The 19,815-nt window shown below is 37.1% G+C and carries 16 protein-coding genes; all 16 read right to left on the minus strand.

From position 1 onward, the window contains the following. Positions 1 to 3: 3 nt before the first annotated feature. Positions 4 to 1,164 carry a glycosyltransferase family 4 protein gene (locus tag ACP6L2_RS12290; RefSeq protein ID WP_440509666.1) on the minus strand — a complete coding sequence of 387 codons (1,161 nt, stop codon included), beginning with the start codon at positions 1,162 to 1,164 and terminating at the stop codon, positions 4 to 6. Beyond that, a complete protein-coding gene (locus tag ACP6L2_RS12295; RefSeq protein WP_440509667.1) occupies positions 1,161 to 1,958 on the minus strand; it encodes a glycosyltransferase in 798 nt (265 codons plus the stop codon). The genes ACP6L2_RS12290 and ACP6L2_RS12295 overlap by 4 nt, the downstream gene beginning before the upstream one ends. 173 nt (positions 1,959 to 2,131) lie before the next feature. Continuing rightward, positions 2,132 to 3,409: an O-antigen polymerase gene (locus ACP6L2_RS12300; protein ID WP_440509668.1), complete on the minus strand. Its 1,278-nt coding sequence runs from the start codon at positions 3,407 to 3,409 to the stop codon at positions 2,132 to 2,134. Further along, entirely contained in the window at positions 3,406 to 4,545 is a 1,140-nt protein-coding gene (locus tag ACP6L2_RS12305) for a hypothetical protein (protein WP_440509669.1), read from the minus strand. The genes ACP6L2_RS12300 and ACP6L2_RS12305 overlap by 4 nt, the downstream gene beginning before the upstream one ends. Before the next feature lie 3 nt (positions 4,546 to 4,548). Beyond that, positions 4,549 to 6,066, minus strand: coding sequence for a hypothetical protein (locus ACP6L2_RS12310; protein ID WP_440509670.1), 1,518 nt, complete (start codon positions 6,064 to 6,066; stop codon positions 4,549 to 4,551). 116 nt (positions 6,067 to 6,182) lie between these two features. Beyond that, entirely contained in the window at positions 6,183 to 7,466 is a 1,284-nt protein-coding gene (locus ACP6L2_RS12315; protein WP_440509671.1) for a nucleotide sugar dehydrogenase, read from the minus strand. 31 nt (positions 7,467 to 7,497) lie between these two features. Continuing rightward, positions 7,498 to 7,983 carry an adenylyltransferase/cytidyltransferase family protein gene (locus ACP6L2_RS12320; RefSeq protein WP_440509672.1) on the minus strand — a complete coding sequence of 162 codons (486 nt, stop codon included), beginning with the start codon at positions 7,981 to 7,983 and terminating at the stop codon, positions 7,498 to 7,500. Positions 7,984 to 8,029: 46 nt separating this feature from the next. Beyond that, entirely contained in the window at positions 8,030 to 9,409 is a 1,380-nt protein-coding gene (locus ACP6L2_RS12325) for a nucleotide sugar dehydrogenase (RefSeq protein WP_440509673.1), read from the minus strand. A 28-nt stretch (positions 9,410 to 9,437) separates the two neighbouring features. After that, entirely contained in the window at positions 9,438 to 9,956 is a 519-nt protein-coding gene (locus tag ACP6L2_RS12330) for a winged helix-turn-helix domain-containing protein (RefSeq protein WP_440509674.1), read from the minus strand. Positions 9,957 to 10,168: 212 nt separating this feature from the next. Then, entirely contained in the window at positions 10,169 to 10,603 is a 435-nt protein-coding gene (locus ACP6L2_RS12335; RefSeq protein WP_440509675.1) for a hypothetical protein, read from the minus strand. Between the two features lie 587 nt (positions 10,604 to 11,190). Next, positions 11,191 to 12,924 carry a hypothetical protein gene (locus ACP6L2_RS12340; protein WP_440509676.1) on the minus strand — a complete coding sequence of 578 codons (1,734 nt, stop codon included), beginning with the start codon at positions 12,922 to 12,924 and terminating at the stop codon, positions 11,191 to 11,193. Positions 12,925 to 13,981: 1,057 nt separating this feature from the next. Further along, entirely contained in the window at positions 13,982 to 14,869 is an 888-nt protein-coding gene (rfbA, locus tag ACP6L2_RS12345; protein WP_440509677.1) for a glucose-1-phosphate thymidylyltransferase RfbA, read from the minus strand. 35 nt (positions 14,870 to 14,904) lie between these two features. Further along, on the minus strand, positions 14,905 to 15,780 hold the full coding sequence (rfbD, locus tag ACP6L2_RS12350; protein ID WP_440509678.1) for a dTDP-4-dehydrorhamnose reductase: 876 nt from the start codon (positions 15,778 to 15,780) through the stop codon (positions 14,905 to 14,907). Between the two features lie 8 nt (positions 15,781 to 15,788). Further along, the gene (gene rfbC, locus ACP6L2_RS12355) at positions 15,789 to 16,349 is read right to left on the minus strand and encodes a dTDP-4-dehydrorhamnose 3,5-epimerase (RefSeq protein ID WP_440509679.1); all 561 of its coding nucleotides are present in this window, start codon (positions 16,347 to 16,349) and stop codon (positions 15,789 to 15,791) included. 9 nt (positions 16,350 to 16,358) lie between these two features. Next, positions 16,359 to 17,417: a dTDP-glucose 4,6-dehydratase gene (gene rfbB, locus ACP6L2_RS12360; RefSeq protein WP_440509680.1), complete on the minus strand. Its 1,059-nt coding sequence runs from the start codon at positions 17,415 to 17,417 to the stop codon at positions 16,359 to 16,361. Between the two features lie 568 nt (positions 17,418 to 17,985). Continuing rightward, on the minus strand, positions 17,986 to 19,584 hold the full coding sequence (locus tag ACP6L2_RS12365; protein ID WP_440509681.1) for a M20/M25/M40 family metallo-hydrolase: 1,599 nt from the start codon (positions 19,582 to 19,584) through the stop codon (positions 17,986 to 17,988). Between the last annotated feature and the right edge of the window lie 231 nt (positions 19,585 to 19,815).

The following is a 19,815-nucleotide window of genomic DNA, read 5'->3' on the forward strand; positions in this document are numbered from 1 at the left end:
ATCTTAACCTGTTATAGCCTTTCTTGCAATTTCGCTATAGGAGAATTCTTTAAGCCCTTTTGTCATTGCAATTTCCTTCATATGTTTATACTTATTTTCTTCTGTAACAATAGAATTTATAACCTCTTCAATTTCTTTCGCAGTATCCAAATGTAAAAACTCACAATTTCCTCCCAAATCAACATGCGTCATTCCTTCCCAATATTTAAATATCGCAGGGGTACCAACTCCTACTGCCTGTTCCCACAAAACTGAATGCGTACCAGGAAAAATAATAAGATCAGCAAGTAAAAAATAATCTAAAATTGTACCTGAATTTTGCCAACCAACAAAAATTATATTGTCCGAGGTTAGCAATTTATCCATTGTTTTTTTCATCTCAGGAGCGATATTCCCAAAAACAACTAACTTTATGTTTTTATTATTCAAGTTTCGAACCGCCTCTAGAACTAAATGGATATTCTTTTTCTCATCAATTTTACCTCCAGTAACAATGATAAAATCATTTGGATCAATATTTAATTTTTGACAATAATTAAGTCGAATATCCTTCCTATTCTTATCTTGTAAAAGCTCATCATCTACACCCATAACTAATAATTCTATTTTGCTAGGGTCAATTTTATAAGCATCTCTTAAAAAGTCACAACGGAGGGGTGTTACACCATAAAATTTTTCCGTATACTTTGAAAGCACTTTGCCATAATGTCTCCATATAAAATGATGAAAAACATTTTTTGAAACCCAACTTTGGGCACTATTAATATAATCGGTATGACAATCGGAATAAACTCGAACGTTTGGATGCTTCTTCACATAACTAATAACTTTGGTAACATCCATAAATGAAAAATCATGCATAAAAATTAAATCTGGCTGTTCTGCCTGAAGAATTTTATCAAGATTTTTGTATCTCCTAATAAAACTATTTATTTTATGTAAAGGTTTCTTGTAATCAACACGGATTACCTTATACCCATCTTTGGTTACTTTAACCGATTCTTCATCTAGCAAACATGGCTTACCTTCTTTATCAAAAGATACTAATGAGGCAACAACAGTCACATCATGACCTTGCTTTACATGGTACTTCGGAAGCATATTCTCTTGATAAGAATAATCATCAATGTAAAAACATGATAAGCATAAGTGTACTATTTTCATATCTTATTTTTTTTAAATGAATTTTCAAGGACATCTACAAATCGATTTTCGAGGAAATAATTTCTTATGTTCAATAGTTGCTTATCATTGTGCCCATCATCAACATTGCTAGACGCCAAAGTAACATCACCTTTATTATAGATTGGTATTAACTCAATATTATCTTTTGATTTAACTAATCTTGTTCCATTGTACAAAGACATACTGTATAACCAAAGGTCATCGGCATTTTTACATAAGGTCATAAACAGATCTTTTTCTAAAACATCTTTGTGTAATGAATGTGGCGGATATAAAACACCTCCACAACCTGTAAGTAAAAGATCATAAGATGGCCCTTTAAAATCTGTAAGATATTCCCATTCTTTATATGGTCTAATCTCACTTTCATTAAAAGTTAATTGTAGGCCACGATGAAAACATACGCAATTTGGATATCTTTTACTTAATTCAATCAAGCGCTCTAAAGTATCCGAAGGATAAAAAACATCATCATCCACAGTAATAATTATATCTTCTGGATATTCCTTTAATGCATAATAATATTTTTTATGCGACCTTAAGTCTTCATCACATAAAACGATTTCCAAACCTCTTGACCTTAAGTCAAGAAGCTTTTTTGGTAATACATCTAAGGAGGAAAACTGCTCTTTTGATAACCATAAAATAATTTTGTCTGGTTTTTCTTTCTGTCTCAACATACACTCAATAACAATCCATATTCTGTTAATTCGTGCGGGGAAAGTTGTTAAACTAACAATAAGCCTATCTTTTTGTTTTATTGTTTTTTCCAATTTAACAGGGTTAAATAGGTTTGTTATATTAAACCAAAAAGGTGTAATAACATTAGCTACAATTCTTAAAAAAAACCGTTGAAGAGAATAAAATCTAATCTTTGTTAAGAAAGAATTTTTATCGATTATGGAACTATACCTTTTAGTTAGAAAATCATTCATAAATTATCCTATTAAACTTTTATGCCTTTTACACGTGTGATGTACCAATATATTATTACAATAGTCCCTGAATAAAAAATTGATCCAAAATAATTATTATTCGCAAACGAAAATATTAGGATATTACCGGTTATCACAAATATAATTTTGGAAATAAAATCTTGATGTTTAATGCTTGACACCCAAGAATGTCCAAGCATTGCACCCATTATGAAAAAAATGAAGGGTACACCAAAAAAAGAAAAATCGGATGCTAACCAAGTATAAATAGAGTGCCAATTTATTTTAGGATCAATTCCTTTTTGATTTAAACGGTATACATAAGTTTCCTTATCAACCTCCATTCCCATTATATTACCGATGTTAATTGTCTCCGGATTATTCCCTAAGAAATAGGTAAAATGAAAATCTAAATCAAATGCTAAACAAGTATGATAATAGCCTTGAGAAACATAATAAACAGTAAAAAGGTAGGTTGGTACTAAACTTTTTGGCAAACTATTTAAAAAACTGTTATTCTCATCAATTTCAGAACGACCTAAACTAAGTTCAGAAGAATTTACTTCTCCTCCTCCACCGCGTTCAACCAGATTATAAGTAAATACACCTAAACCAGCAATCCCTAACAAAACAATAACTACTGTTCTCTTAATTTTCTGGGTAAGCTTAATCTTTTTAATAGAGTTATTAACAAACATTACCAAGAGGAATGTCACTATAAGGTTGATAACGCCAAAGTTTGTCCCACGACCAAACCAAAAGAAAAATTCAATTGCTAAAAAAATTATAAAAATTATTTTTTTTGAAAGATTACTATATTTCCAATAGATGAAGCCTATAATAAAAAATAACTGATTAACTACAGAGATCACAGCATAGATAGACCATGGTATAGTAAAACCACGGCTTGGATCTATCGACATCTGATATCCTAATTGAGGTGAAGCAATCCCTATCAAGAGAAAATTGATCATTTCTCCAATTTGATGAGGATAAAACTTCAGTAGGTATGCATATTTAATTAAAAATGTACAGACATAAAATACAAACACAAAATTGATAAAACGCTTGTTGGGTTCAGGTATATAATTAATCTTATTCTTTACTCCATCTGCACCAATTTTAAAACCAAGGCCTAAGGCTATTTGACAAAATATAAAAAACAGAAAAAATACAAACAGATTTTCAGTTTTCCAAAATACTGGTGCCGTTAAGAAAATAAATAATGTTGCTAGATTAAATCCAACAAGATATTTTAAAGGCTTATATTTTAAAGCTAAACTAATCATAGGCTGTTCAAATTTTTATTAAAACTATCCACCACAGATTCAAGACTAAATGAGTCAATTACTTCTTTCCTATCTTCGTAAGTCATAATCTTATAATTTTCAATTGCAAATACCATTGCATTCAACAATTCTTCTGAATCGTGATTACACTGAACGATTGATCTTATTCCCTTAAAAAGATCTCTAGAAGGACTATTTTTACCAGTCTCAGAAATAATTATTCTATTACACATGATATAATTGGTAATCTTACTGGATAAAAATACATCATTTTCTATATCAGCATCAATGTCAATTAGAGCAGTTGCCGATTTATAATATGCGGATAGATCCTTAGCAAATGGCTCAACTAAAATTTTCTCTCTAGCTTCTGGTTTTATGTTATCTAACTTTCCAGGTTCAATTACACTACCAACGAAAATTAGCCTTGATTTTGGATAGGTCAGCAATAATTTTTCAAAGGCTTTGAAAACATAGTCTACTTTTCGAACACCATAAATCCCTCCAGTATAGACAAAATTATTAAACTCGTTTTCCTGAAGAACATAATTATGTTGTGCTGATATTCCAGGATTGAAAACAACATCAGCTAAAACCTTGTTTTCTCTATCAAATGTACTCAGTTGATAGTCTAACATCTTTTGATTTGAAGAAAACAATCCGTCAAACTTCGGTAGGTATTTCTTCATCATGCGGTAAACCCCTGCTCTATAAAATTCATTATCCGGCCATCCTTTAGGTGCTGGTATTGCATCCACAGAATAAACAGCTGCTTTAATTCCCATTTGCTTTTTCAATATTACCGAAGCTACCAAGGGTAGATAATGGTGAAATGACACAAAGCATAGTATTAAATCATAATCATTATTTAATACTTTTTTGGAATTTCTCTTGGACCAAAAATAATCGAATGGATTAATAGCAAATAAACCTATTAAGAATTTTGAAATTCTAGGATGAAGTTCAATATTTTTTTCGAGATAGATATTCTTGACCAGACTTAAATCTAAAGAAGGCTCAAAAGAAGTTACCAATAAATCAAGCTCATTTTTCTTTGACAAACCTTGTACAAGTCTTTCAAAAACGATACCTGGAGCGGTTCTGCCTATATTATCGGCAATAATTAAAATTTTCATTTATTAACCTTTTAATACATTTAAAACCTTCGATTTAATCAAGTTCTTTTCAAAACTTTCCAGTCCAAAACTATATACTGATATTATTATAGTTAATAAAGAAACCAAGCCGACTATGATAAAGTCAAAAATTCCATAATGTAAATGACTAGAAATATAATAAGGTATGCCCCATGCTATAAATGACACCAAGGATATTTTAAACAAAACCTTTAAAATATAATTTCGCAAAGGAAAATCAAGCATATTTTTTAATATCATCAAACGTGCTACTAAGGCCATCAAGGAGAAGACAATAGCTATAATCATAGTGATCTCTGCTGAATAACCCAATTTTAAAAATATATATGCAAAGGGAACATTGAGCAGTAAAATACCACTCACTATAATTTGATATTTTTTGACATTACCTGTAGCCTGTACCAAAATATGTAATGGACCGGATAAGGAAGTAATCAGCAAATCAAGTATAATCAACTGTGTAAACACAACGGTATATTTTGGCACGAGATTTAGCCACCAAGTAAGAACAGTTTCCGTTTCAATTAATAATGGAATAGAAAAAATAAGTAGTAGATATAATGAAAGTCTTGAAGAGGAAAAAACCATATCATAAGTTTCTTTAAGTTCATTCCTTGCATATCCTTTTGTTATAGCCGGAGCCAGTGCGATTTGAAAATTAGTGATTAAACTACTAACTGCTCCCTGCACTTGAAATGCAATTCCCCTAGCCGCATTGACAACCGTTCCAAAAAAGATGTTTAAGAAAACATTGACAACCTGCATATATCCTATTCCGGCGGCAACACCAACAAGATTCCATCCAGCAAACTTCCCCATCTCATTGATAAGGCTCTTATCCCAACTTAGAGCAATCTGTCTACATTCCTCAAAGGTCCTTTTACAATAAATTTGCTCCGCTACTTTTACACTGGTAGAAACAATAAATAGCAAACCCGCATAGACGATTAATTTATCAAAAGGAATTACTGGTAATAAGAATACAACTGCTAATTTCAAGACAACTTCACCTATTCCAATGAGGGCAAAAATATTCATTTTTTCATGTGCTATAATAACGGCATTATAAGGCACATAATAAACTGAAATGATAAATGAAAGCAGCGAGAACTGGTAAACCCAATTTGCTGCAACCATCCTATCTTCTGCTATATTAAGTTGTGTATTTAAAAACCATAATCCTATTGTTTCGGCTAAAATCAATATGATGCCTCCTATAATAAGATGTATAGTTATGCTGACGTTAAAAATAGTCTTCAGCTTCGTCAAATTACCCTGACCAATTTCGAAGGTCAGGAACCTTTGGGTAGAGGCCGTCATGGCATTATTCAAAAAACCAAACATAATGATAACCCCGGCAACAATATTATAGATACCGAAATCATCAACCCCTAGAATATTAAGAACTACTCTTGAGGTATACAAGGTAACAAACATGGAAAGTAACATCCTTCCATATAGCACTAAGGTATTTTTCGCTACTCGTTTATTAGCCTCCATTAAAAAATGTCTTTTAAATACACCGTATTACTTCATGTTGATTGATATTTATAAGTTTCTATAAATAGGAACTTATAAATATCAATAAAACCTTATTCTTGTTTACTAATCTTAAATTACAGTCTAGCGTCAACTAAAGATCTATCTAAACAAGCTTTTAAATCAAAAATTATGGATTGATCATTTCTAACTTTAGAGAAATCCATAGTTAAAAATTCATTATGCGAAACAGCAACCACAATGGCATCGTATTTTTTTCCTTCTAAATCAGAAATCAAATCCAGATTATACTCGTGTTTCACTTCTGCACTATCTGCCCAAGGATCGTAGATATCTACATTGACACCATACTCATTTAGTTCCTTGTATACATCGACAACTTTCGTATTACGTACATCTGGACAATTTTCTTTAAAAGTCACCCCTAGAATCAAAGCATTTGCCCCTTGTACCGCAATTCCTTTTTTGATCATTAACTTCACCACTTTGGAAGCAATAAATTCAGAAACGGAATCATTCACACGACGACCAGACAAAATCACATTTGGATGGTAACCCAACTGAACCGCTTTATGCGCCAAGTAATAAGGATCCACCGAGATACAGTGTCCACCGACTAATCCTGGTTTGTATTTCAAAAAGTTGAACTTGGTACCTGCTGCTTCCAATACATCATTGGTATCAATGCCAATACGATCAAAAATCAAAGCCAATTCATTCACAAAGGAAATATTCACATCTCTTTGAGCATTTTCTATGGCCTTTGACGCTTCTGCAACCTTGATGTTTGCCGCTTTAAAGGTGCCAGCCTTAATAATGGTTTTATATAATTGATCTACTTCCTCTGCTATTTCTGGAGTAGATCCTGAAGTTACTTTCTTAATGGTGGTTAAGGTATTGACCTTGTCTCCAGGAACAATACGCTCCGGAGAATACCCTACATAAAAATCCTTGTTCAAGGTTAAACCCGAGAATTTCTCTAGGATCGGCACACAGTCTTCTTCTGTACAGCCTGGGTAAACGGTTGATTCGTAAATCACGATATCTCCCGGTTTAATCACCTTACCCAACATCTCGGATGCTTTCAACAATGGTGTCAAATCTGGAGCATTGTAACGGTCAATTGGCGTGGGAACCGTCACGATATAAATCTCCGCCGTTGCTAATTCCTCTAAACTATTCGACGCCTTATAACCTTTCTCAAAATTATTTTCAGAAGCCAGTTTCAAACCTTGATTCAGCTTTTCTAAATCTGCTTCTAAGGTTCTATCCTTTCCTAAATTTAACTCCGCTACTCTTTCTTGGTTAATATCAAATCCAAGCACTGGGAAATGCTGTGAAAATTCAATTGCTAGGGGTAACCCTACGTACCCTTGGCCAATTACTGCTATTTTCTTCACCTAGTATATTTTATGATTGTTTACTGATTAATTATTGTTTTCCGTTCCTTTGATTCTCTTTCTCCGCTACGATCTTTCGCAGACCTGAGCTCGAAAAACGATGATCCCTACTGTTAAAGTAAAGCTCAATACCTTTTTCTTCACAATACTTTCTGCCTGTGAAATCGCGATCCTTATACTCATCACCAACGATACGCACATCCAGCTTAAAGGATTTTAAAATATCCTCCAAATCCTGCTCCGTAGAATAAGGAACTATTTCATCCACATAGATGCATCCTCGTAATTGAATATATCGCTCTACCACAGTTTGAGTTGGTGCATTTTTTTCCGGTCTATCCAAGGTAGGATCCATTTGCAAACCACAGATCAGGTAATCGCATTGGCGTTTTGCTTCAGCTAACATCATAATATGACCTGCATGTAGGAGGTCAAAGGTACTGAAGGTAATCCCCACACGTGGACCGGGATTATAATCCTTTTGTTTGTGCTTTTTTTCTTTTTTTTCCTTTTCCATGATGATAGTAATCTATAAAAGTGTCGTTGAATATTAATTTTTAAACCTATTCACCAATTGCGTAATACACAAATCCCAGTTCTTGTAATTTCTTACCATCGAGCAATTTTCTTCCATCAAAAATAAAGGCAGGTTTTTTCATTACTGACTTTATTTTTGCCCAATCGAGTTCTTTAAATTCGTCCCATTCGGTTAATATGGCCAATCCGTGTGCTCCATCGGCTGCGGCATAGGCATCTTCTTGCACTTGTAAGAGTGCTCTGTTTTCATCGTTACTGCGTGTCGCGAGGTAGTCTAAATCCTTGTAAATCTGTTCTTCACGAACTTTCGGGTCAAATACCGCTATATTCGCTTGCTCCTCCAAGAGGTGATCAGCTACATAAATAGCTGCCGATTCGCGTGTATCGTTGGTATTTTTCTTAAAAGCCCATCCCAAGAAAGCAATTTTCTTGCCATTTACCGTGTTGTACATGGTTTGAATGATCTTCTCTGCAAAGCGCGATTTCTGGTGATCATTGATTTTAATCACCTGATCCCAATAATCAGCAACTGCATGTAGGTTATAAGATCTAGCGATATAAACCAGATTCAATAAGTCCTTCTGGAAACAAGAGCCTCCAAAACCTACGGAAGCTTTCAAGAATTTGGAACCGATTCTGGAATCCTGACCAATGGCATGAGCGACTTCATCCACATTGGCACCGGTAGCTTCACATAACTCGGATATGGAATTGATGGAGGATACCCGCTGCGCAAGAAAAGCATTCGCCACCAGCTTTGATAATTCAGATGACCAAAGATTGGTACTGATCACGCGTTCTGAAGGTACCCACGCTTCATATATTTTTTTCAAGGCTTGGATAGCATCTGCATCCTCGCCTCCTATTAATATGCGATCTGGATTATGCAAATCTGCAATTGCCGTTCCCTCAGCTAAGAATTCCGGATTGGAAAGTACATGAAACTGGATTCCCTTTCCGGTATGGTCTAAAATATTTTTAATCGTTGCAGCCGTGCGCACCGGTATGGTGGACTTTTCAACAATGATCTTTGCGGACTCCGATACATCGGCAATTTGACGGGCACAAAGTTCGATGAACTTCAAATCTGCGGCCTGTCCCTTTCCCTTACCATAGGTTTTGGTCGGAGTATTGACAGAGATGAAAATCATATCTGCCTCATGAATGGCTTTCTCCACTTCGGTAGAGAAGAATAAATTTCTTCCACGGGCCTCAGCAACAACCGCATCCAAGCCAGGCTCATAGACTGGAAGAAGACTCAAGTCCTCTTGATTCCAGTCCGCAATGCGTTGAGCATTCAGGTCTACAACCGTTACTTGAATATGTGGGTTCTTTTGTGCAATTACCGACATCGTAGGTCCCCCTACATAGCCAGCGCCGATACACGTTATTTTCTTTATTTCCATTTGTACTTATTACGCCAAATTAAACCCTTTAAACCAGGTCATCTTGTTGATATAATATAATCTGCTGTACGATTTCCTCTTCTCTATCGAAATACAACTGAATGTTTTTCCCGAGTAATTGTTCCATTTTGGCGCTTAACTGCAATAAGTATGCCTTATCCAATTTATCGCCTATTACGAGTAATTCAATTGTTCCTGAATCGATCCCTTTCGCATAATCTCCCAACAGCGACACTAAACTAACTTCACCAGCCCTCTGTAATACATGATCCACAGCTTGATCGAAACCCAAATAGGTACGAACTAGATTTTGTAAAGATTGGAATAAAGGGTGTTCTGTGTTAGCTTGATAGTAGATTCGATTATTTTCCTGGAAACGGACTAAGTAGCCGGCATCGGAGAGCTGATTAAGCTCTTTACGGATGGCATTCGTTGATTCATTGAACTCTTCCGCAATCCCGCGCAGGTATCCCTTATTGCTGGATGTCACAAAGAACTTAATGAGTAACTTAAGTCTGGTCTTGGATGTAATGATCGAATCAAGCATCTATCTTGTGTGAGCAACAAAAGTACTCAACATTATATTAAAAAACAAATTCGTATGATTATATTGGAATTCTTAACAATTTGTTAATCAAGCTAGTTTAGACTTATCGAATTAAAAAAAGCGTACAGGTAAATTGCAATCGGTTGTCTTATCCATATAGCAGAAAAGCACTATTCCTCAGGAAGAACAGTGCTTTCTATAACCTAATGTAACTAAACAGCGAGCGTGCTATTCCTGACTCTTTGTTTTTTCTTCACCTCACCTTTAAATGGTTCGATTTGAAAATAATGGCTAACCATAAATTCTTCCTTAACCCCATTGAGTTTTTTGATGTAACCTTTAAGGACTAAGCCTTCTTGTTTTGGGGAATATTTTTGCATATAATCCGTACTAATGGAAATACCGATTGAACGCATGGCACTTTCGCCAAGCTGTCCTGGTGCTATAAAGAAATTCAATTTATCAAATGTATTGACTTGTATGTGTTTATTGGCACAACGTAATTCTGTCAATACAATTTCTTTTAAAGATTCTGCAATACAATTCGCTTGAAAGATGAAGCAACCGTATTGCCGATAGTTATCTGAACTCTGTGGATCCAATAAAACACGAACATGAAATTCAGCGTAGCGATTAAGAACATTCATTTTCTTTTTTTGAATCCAGAAATAACAAAATAATCCTCCAAGGAGGAGAGCAGCTAGAAAGTAATACATATTAATAAAGGGTTTAGTTCAAATAATTTCTGCGTAAAAATACCCATATATAGTTGAAAAATACAAGTTTTTGGGGGTGGACATTGGGTGGACATCAGCGAATAAACACTTACTAATTCTAGAAAGCCGCAAAAATAAAGCTCCAATTCGTCCATTTTTAAGGGACAAGTAGAAATACAGCAGTTCACTACATTTATTTAATGAAAGAAAAATAAAGACTTGTAAACATAATTACAAGCCAATATGAGTCGCTAATTATAGGCTCGATCTACTAAAATTTTTCTGTAATCAAGAATAGATTCAACTGAGTTTTCATCCTGTCATCTTCGTGCCTTCTCGAGGGTTTCAAGGGGTTTTCTTCGTATCTCCTTCGGAACTCCTTCGGAACTTGTTCGGATCTCGTTCGGATCTCGTTCGGTTAGAAGCGAACGAGATCCGAATCAGGTCCGAATAAAATCCACACGAATTCCGAAGGATTCTCGAAGTAAATCCAAAGAAATCTGGAGCTTCAAAAATGCCTAACTCGGAGAATTCATCTCATCAAGTTTCTTTTTTAACCTTTGTTTTGCTTTTTTTATTCCTTCCAGCGAAACCCCAAGTAAATCGCTCATGCTACGATTGCTGAGTTCCAGCTTTCCTAAAGCAATTAAACGGAGATCATTCTCTGTAATTTTAGGATACTTTTCTTTTTGACGTTGAAGGAAGTTGGGATGCACTTTATCAAAAACGTTTTTGAATCTCATCCAGCGATCATCGGTCATAATATGTGTTTCAAGCATCATATTGAGACTTTTGGCAATCTGTGTTTGGGATTCTGGGTCATGCTTATTTTCCTCCAACAACTCCCGACGAAGCCGGTTGATGGTTTGATCGTTTATTTTAATGGTATTGGTAAATTCTTGCAAGGAATCTTTAAGTACCAGCAACTCCTGATCGACCAATTGTTTCTCATAGGCTAAAGCCAATTGTTCCTTTTCTAAATGGGCACTGCGAATCTGGATTTTATTTTTTGTACGATTAATCAACAGCAGAACAATCACAAAAATCAAGATCAAAAACACACCCACATACTGATAGGTTTGTTTAATCTGCTGTCGTTTATTTTCGGCCATTTTAATCGCTTGTTCATAACGTTCCATTTCCCATTTCCAAGAAATCTTCTGCATTTCGCTATTGCTGTTTCGTTTATCTAGGGAATCCTCATAGCTAATAAAGCGGTGTAATTGCCGCAATTCTTCGTCAGGCTGCCCCATTCCCTTCGCGATTTGAGATAATGCTTTCGCAGCATCTCGTTTAAAGTTGAGGAAATAGGGTTTATCTTCCATTAGTCGAATACTGCTGTGCACATGTTCTTTTGCTTTTAACCATTGCTTTTGATCAATAAGCATACTGGCCAAAATAAGGTTGGCGCGCATGGCATCCAATAGTTCATTATAACGTAGGGATAAATCGATATTCTGTCTCACCAATGACATAGCCTTATCCTTATTTCCTTTTTCCCATTCAAAATCGGCCAAATTCCCAGCAATTATTCCTATCCATACGGAGTCTTTTGCTAGCTTGGCAGTCTGCATGGCCTGTATAAAATAGGTATGCGATTGGTCAAACAGGGAGTCGCGTCTTAAATAGACTGCAATGGAATTGGTCATATCGATTTGCTTTCGGCTGAGTTTCTCGGTGAATGGCAAAGCGAGTTTCAGGTATTCTACTGCTTTGGCATTATCGCCAATAAAGCTGTAAAAGCGCGCCAAAAAATTATAGTGCATTTCAATCAAGGGCACCTTTTCAGGTGCTATATTCTTCTGTAAATCGGCAGCTTGCAAAAAATACGGAAGAGCCTCCTTAACCGCACGGTAGGTAAAATAATAGGAACCATGCCGAACATTCCCAACCATCTGCAAGACAGGGTAATCGTTATCGAACACCAATTTTTCACCTAAAGAAAAGAAATGATCGGTCCTAGGGTTTACCCGATCAAAGGCAATGGAATAACCATCTGCCATCAACATGTAATAGGCCCATTTGAGCGGCACACTACGCTCCTTATTAGCAAGATCGAGTATTGGTTTAAGGTTTTTTTGGAGGGTTAGGGTATCCTGTTTATAATCCACCGGGGACATTAAAACTTTCTCCAATTGTTTTAATGGGTCCTTAGTGGCAATAATTTCATTCATATGCTGTCCCCAACTTAGGGAAATACCCCAAAGAAAAAACAAGCCTAAAAATAGAGTTCTGGTTAATTTGGTTTTCATGAGCTATAAATTTCGGGAAAAGTTGCGAGAAATGAGGAATGTGATGTGAGAAATGAGACCGCTGCGCTATTAGACAACAGACAACAGACAATAGAACCTGCAAAGTCTGTTTTCTGTTGTCTACTATCTGTTGTCTACTATCTGTTGTCTCTAGAAAAAATCGGGCGGACATTCCGTTCGTTCTCGTCGGGGATAAAACCCCTTCCTTCGAACTCTCTCAGTACCGCCCCTACCAAACGTGCTATCTAGATAGTTTGTTAGATTTGAGACCGCTTCGCTGTGAGATAGACAAAAGATCTAAGACACCAGACAAAAGACAAGCAAAATCTGTCTTCTGTTGTCTATTATCTGTTGTCTCAACTGTAGATAGACCTATTGGCGGGATATATTTATTGAACGGTATAACGGTCGAAGCATGCTTGGCCCTGCGGGCAGTATATAGTAGAAAGTAGTTAGTAGAAAGACCTATTGGCGGATTAGATTTTAGGGAGTTTTATAGCGGTCGAAGCATGCTTCGACCCTACGGTTATGGGTAAAAAAAATAATTTTCACGATTGTATGTAGGGGCGATGCATGCATCGCCCGTAAATTCAATTCTTTTCAATCTTATCATCCACAACTATTCTAAAGGTATAAAACTTAAGCGGGCAAACATTCCGCTGCGCACAGTATTGCCCCTACGCATGGGGTACTACAAAACAATTAAGAAACTATATAGATTGTACGTTAGGTAGGGGCAGCACTGAGTGAGTTTGAAGAAGGGGTTTTTCCCCAATGAAAACGAACGGAATGTCTGCCCGTTTTTGTAATTCTGTATTATTCTTATTTCTTAAGTTAATATAGATTTTGATAAACGGGCGATGCATGCATCGCCCGCAATAGAATATTCTTTCTACAAGTCCTTTAAAACAACTCTGATTTTCAGACGTATGGTTTCTTCGGCTAGCCTCAGGATGACGACGTCTTGTGGGGAGGGAACACAGACTCTTCGCGTTGCTCTGTTTGTGAATAGCGGAATTGCTAACCCAACATAGGTCTAAATACTAAATACTATCGACTATATACTACCCTTTGGGCTCATCACCAACTTTTTCAAGTAATCGTAATAAACTCCTTTTAGTTCGGAGATTTGGGTTCGGAGTTGATCTTTGCTGATGTAACCTTTGTTCAAGGCTATTTCTTCCAGGCAGGCTACCTTTAGAGAGGTTCTTTTCTCGATGGTTTTAATAAATTCTGTTGCTTCGGAAAGGGATTCATGGGTTCCGGTGTCCAACCAAGCGAAACCACGGCCTAGAAGTTGTAACTGCAGCTTGTGCTGCTCCAAAAAATATTGATTGACAGAGGTAATTTCCAATTCCCCTCGTGCTGAAGGTTTAACGGACTTTGCAACTTCCACTACAGAATTCGGATAAAAGTACAAACCTACAATAGCATAATTTGATTTTGGCGTTTCAGGTTTTTCCTCAATGCTGGTGATTTTTTTATTATCGTCAAATTCCGCAACACCATAACGCTCCGGATCTTCTACATAATAACCAAATACTACCGCATCTCCTTCTTGGTGGACCTTAGCACGTGCTTCTTGTAGTTGCACCTGCAAACCAGCACCATAAAATATGTTGTCGCCAAGAATCAAGCAAACATCATCCTGGCCAATAAATTCTTCAGCAATAAGAAATGCCTGCGCTAAACCCTCTGGTTTGGCTTGTTCGGCATAAGAAAGCGATAAGCCCAACTGTTCACCATTGCCAAATAACCTTTGAAAATTCGGCAAATCCTGAGGAGTAGAAATAATCATTATTTCCCTGATATCGGCCAACATCAATACCGATAAAGGATAATAGATCATAGGTTTATCATACACAGGGAGCAATTGCTTAGAGACCACCTGAGTTAAAGGATGTAATCGAGTGCCTGAGCCTCCTGCTAAAATAATTCCTTTCATATCTTGCAATAATTATCGCTTATACTAATGTTCTGTTATGTATGATTTTCCAGCTTGAATAGCATTTCTTTTAAGCTCTTTTGCCAATCTGGAATAGCAAGCTTAAAAGTATGTTTAATTTTTTCTTTTGACAATAGGGAAAAAGCGGGTCTTTTAGCTGCAGTTGGAAATTCGGAAGTTGAAACAGGATTGATCTGACAGTTTAAGTTAGCCAACCGTTTTATTTCTTCAGCAAAGTTATACCAAGTTGTTTTTCCTTCATTCGAATAATGATAAATTCCTCCGACCCACAATTCGGAAACAATGATGTTCTTGATAGCCTCTGCGAGGTCCAAAGCATAAGTTGGGGAACCCTCTTGATCGGCAACAACTTGAATTTCATCTTTCGTTTTCATCAATTGAATCATGGTTTTGACAAAGTTTTTCCCATATATGGAGTACACCCAGGAAGTGCGGATGATAATCGCTTGAGGCAGGATCGTTTGAATTCCTAATTCTGCCGCTAATTTACTTTGACCATAAACATTAATGGGATTCGTTGTTGAGTCCTCCGAAAGCGGATTCGCCGAATCACCTTGGAACACATAGTCTGTAGATATAAAAATCAATTTGGCATTCCCGTCCTTTGCTGCTTTTGCAATTTCAATACTGGCTAAGTGATTGATTAAATCTGCTTGCTGTGGTTCTGATTCAGCCTTATCTACTGCGGTATATGCCGCTGCATGAATGATGTAGTCTGCCTTATGGGATAATACACGTTTATACAGCAAATCCAACTCATCCAAAGGTAAGGTTTCACGATTGACAAAAATAACATCAAAAGATTCGTCTGATTCCCAAATATCCTTTAATTCAGATCCCAACTGTCCACCTGCACCAGTGATTAGTACGCGTTTCTTACGCTCATCCATGCTCAATTTTATTTATTGATGTAACGGTCTATTGCCTGTTTAAAAGAAGGTAAATGTAAATCTTTCTCCGAAATAATCATTTCCTCAGGTGACAATTGCCAATCAATCGCTAAATCCTTATCCAATAAATCCACCCCCCATTCTGCATCCTTCTGATAGTAATTATCGCATTTATAGAAAAAGCCAGCAGTTTCAGAAAGCACTGCAAAACCATGTAGAAATCCCCTTGGGACAAAAAGTTGTCTTTTATTTTCGGCTGATAGATTTACAGCTAGGTATTGTCCAAACGTCTTAGACTCAGGTCGAGCATCGACAGCCACATCGATTACTTCCCCTTGAAATACTCGAACCAATTTAGCCTGAGCATGTTCAGCTAATTGTCCATGTAAGCCACGTATTACGCCGCGTGAGGAAAAAGATTGGTTATCTTGAACAAAGTCTACCTGAAGGCCTGTTTCTTCGTTAAATCGCTTCTTATTGAAACTTTCAAAAAAATAACCTCTTTGATCGGTATAGACCTGAGGTTCCAAAATGAGACATCCTTCTAATTTTGTTTTTATGATCTTCATGTAAAAGGCTTAAGCTTGTTTACCGTAATGTTTTTCGTAATAGGTTTGATATTCTCCGGAACTGACTTGGTTTAGCCATTCTTGATTGTTTAAGAACCAATCAATTGTTAAAGATAATCCTTCTTCAAAAGTAACAGATGGCGTCCATCCTAATTCATTTTTGATCTTAGAGGCATCTATAGCATAACGAAGGTCATGTCCAGGACGATCTTTAACATAGGTAATTAATTTTTCAGAACTACCGGCTTCACGTTGAAGTTTCTGATCCATTTGCTTACACAATTCCTTGACCAAATCAATATTCTTCCATTCATTAAATCCGCCAACATTATAGGAGCTACCATCTTTAGCTTGGTGAAAGACAAGATCAATTGCTAGTGCATGATCTAGCACAAACAGCCAATCTCGGGTATATTTACCATCCCCATAAATAGGAATTGGCTTATTATGGATAATTTGGTGAATACACAAGGGAATTAATTTTTCCGGAAAATGATTTGGTCCATAATTGTTGGAGCAATTGGTCAATACGGTCGGTAAACCATAGGTATCCTGATATGCACGAACAAAATGATCTGAGGATGCCTTCGAAGCCGAATAAGGAGAATGGGGATCATAACTGCTGGTTTCAGTAAACAAGCCTGTTTCACCCAATGTTCCGAATACTTCATCGGTAGAAATATGGTGGAATCGCTTTCCCGCGTAGTCATTCTTCCAAATTCGCTTAGCGGCTTCCAATAAATTAACGGTTCCCAGCACATTGGTTTTCACAAAAGATAAAGGATCCGTTATTGAACGATCGACATGCGATTCAGCCGCTAAATGAATAACCCCATCCGGTTGATATTGATCAAACAAGCTATCTATTAATCCCTTATCGGTAATATCGGCTTTACAAAAAATGTAATTTTCCTTCTGCTCGATATCATGAAGATTAGCAAGATTTCCTGCATAGGTTAATGCGTCCACATTAATAATACGGTAATCGGCATACTTCAGCACAAAATGACGTACTACATGTGAACCAATAAATCCTGCACCCCCGGTTATAAGAATGGTTTTCCTCATAAAAACAAAGGTAGGGAAAAATTGGGAGCAGAGATAGACAACAGACGTAAGACATCAGACAATAGACATGCAAAGTCTGTCTTCTGTTGTCTATTATCTGTTGTCTCAACTGTAGATAGACCTATTGGCGGGTTAGATTTTATTGAACGGTATAACGGTCGAAGCATGCTTCGACCCTACATTTGGGGGCATTAACACAAATTTTTTAACGAGTGTTTGTAGGGGCGATGCATGCATCGCCCGCATTATATTCTAAAATAAATAATCTAACAGCGTAGCGGTCTCATATCTCACATCTATTAGTGCAACGGTCTCCTCTCATCCTTTAAAGCAATTCTGATTTTCAGACGAATAGTTTCTTCGGCCAGCCTCAGATTGACCAACTAATTAGCAAAATATTATCCCGACATAGGTCTATATAATAACTACTTAATACTAATTACTGCCCATAGGGCTCAGGCTCTTCGCTTCGCTCTGAGTTGGAAATAGCAAAATATTATCCCGCCATAGGTCTAAATACTAAATACTTACTACTAACTACTGCCCGCAGGGCCTCTGCGGTCTCTTCCTAGTAGCCAACCCCTGAGCGACGTGGCTGTCTGATTGCTGGCCAAGTGCCCGGATTACCGTCTGGGCCTGCTGGTAATAGACGTTTTTCACGATTCACCAATTGTGGTTCCTCCGAAGCTTTATAGGTTAAGACAGCAGTTAAAATCACGTTGTGTAGCAAGTCATCGAACACCAGTTTATCATAGGTATCCAAATTGGTGTGCCAAGTCGCACTTCCATAGTCCCAAGATAGGGAGCTCAGCATAAAGCCGGGTACTCCTGCTGCAACAAAGGATACGTGATCCGAACCTCCACTACCTGGACTTCCTGGAAAATCTGTCTTAATATCTTTGGTGTATTCTCTTGGTACAGCGGATAACCAGCGACCCATAAAATCATAGGCATGTACAAAACCAGAACCACTGATATTGGCTACTCGGCCAGTTCCGTTATCCAAGTTGAATACGGCCTGGGTTTTCTCAATAACTTCGGGATTATCCAACACGAATGAACGCGATCCATTCAACCCCTGCTCTTCCGATCCCCATAGTCCAATTAAAATGGTTCGTTTCGGATTTGGAAGAACTTGTTTCAATACGCGCGCAACTTCCATCATTGCAATGGTACCAGTACCGTTATCGGTTGCTCCGGAACCACCTTCCCAAGAGTCTAAGTGAGCCGATAGAATCACATACTCATTCGGGAATTGGGAACCTTTGATTTCAGCAATGGTATTGAATGAAGGTACATTTCCTAAATGCTTGGAAGAAGTTTCCACTTTAATTTTTGGTGCATAACCCTTTTCCGCTAAACGATAAAGAATTCCGTAATCTTCTAGGGAGATATCCAAGGAAGGCACTTTATGGGATCGGGCACCAAATATTTTATTAGCGCCAAATTCCATAGACCAGTAACTGGTCAGTATCCCTACTGCTCCAGCATCCTCCAATACAGAAGGAATGGAGTTAGGCGATAAACCTGTGGCGCGGATTCTAGATGCCCAGGCACGATTCAGGGAATCGCGGTTACTTTGCATCTTCGCCAAAGATTCTGGGGTAGCATATTCTTTCCAGTTAGCATCCGGTCTACCGGTTGGCTGCGGCATGGAAATCATCACATACTTTCCTTTAACAGTCGGCAACCATTGTCTGAATGCTAATGAGTCCTTTATTTCGGGTAAGGTGATAACTTCCGCTTCGATAGCCTTTCCTTTGGTGGTCGGGCTCCAAGCCAATTGTGTTCCGGCGATGGATTTGGTTCTTGGGTGTGTCATATCGATATGGGAGATTCCCCTTTCCCATCCATGCCATTCACCAAACTGTTGGTTTTTAGCAGGTATTCCCCATTTTTCGAAAGTCTTTAATGCCCATTCATTGGCTTTGGTCATGCCAGGTGTCCCTACTAAGCGAGGTCCAACGACATCCAATAGTTCAAAGGCTAAATTTTCCAATTGGGAATTTCCTTTCGCTTCAGCAATGATCTTTTCGACCATAGGGTCCATTTTGGGTTCCGGACGCTGAAAGCGTTGGCCATGAGCCGTGTTCATCCATAATCCCGCAGTTAAAGTTATTAGAGCAAAATGCTTGACCTTAAATTGGGTGAATTCAGGTAATTTCATAAGTTTTTGTTTTGGGTTTGTAAACTAAGGTTCCCCTAAGGTCGCTAATTTATTCCACTAACAAACAATGTCCCAATTTAATTACAAAAGCTCCTGAAGATGGCTTCAGGAGCTTAATAAGAATATTTTTGCTTAATAGCTTAGTTTTGAGCAGTTGTTCTTTGCTTTTGCAATCGAATTTTCTAATCCTGCTGAGTTTCTCTTTAATTATTTTCTCTTGATATTTCAGCC

Origin of the sequence: Sphingobacterium lactis (genome assembly GCF_051951495.1) — a bacterium.
Classification (GTDB): domain Bacteria; phylum Bacteroidota; class Bacteroidia; order Sphingobacteriales; family Sphingobacteriaceae; genus Sphingobacterium; species Sphingobacterium lactis_A.